Genomic DNA, 333 nt, shown 5'->3' on the forward strand with positions numbered 1-333 from the left:
GCGTCCCAGCCACCCTCTCGGAAGTCCCGGTTGATGTCGTAGGCCGGCGACAGGGCATGTTCGGCGCCAAGGGAACCGGTGACACCTCCGGCTTCGGCGGGCTGACCGCCCCGATCGCGCTGGCGCCCGCGAACAGCCGCCCGGACGGGCACGGTTTCGACGAGGTGGCCGACGAGTTCGAGGGCGCGCGGGCGGAGCAGGGGCTCGAGCCGGCGGCGGTGATCGGGAAGACCCGCGTGGACCGGGGCGAACTCACCTTCCACGTCGCCCGGGAGCACCCGCTCCTCCAGCGCGCCCTCGAACTCGTCGGCCACCTCGTCGAAACCGTGCCCG

Annotated in this window: 1 pseudogene; it reads left to right on the plus strand. The window is 73.3% G+C overall.

Annotation, left to right across the window (positions count from 1 at the left end):
- Positions 1 to 56 precede the first annotated feature (56 nt).
- Positions 57 to 333 (plus strand): annotated as a pseudogene (locus tag UK12_RS34335) (NADH-quinone oxidoreductase subunit C); the annotation flags it as partial.

The organism is Saccharothrix sp. ST-888 (genome assembly GCF_000955975.1).
In the GTDB taxonomy this organism is placed as follows: domain Bacteria; phylum Actinomycetota; class Actinomycetes; order Streptomycetales; family Streptomycetaceae; genus Kitasatospora.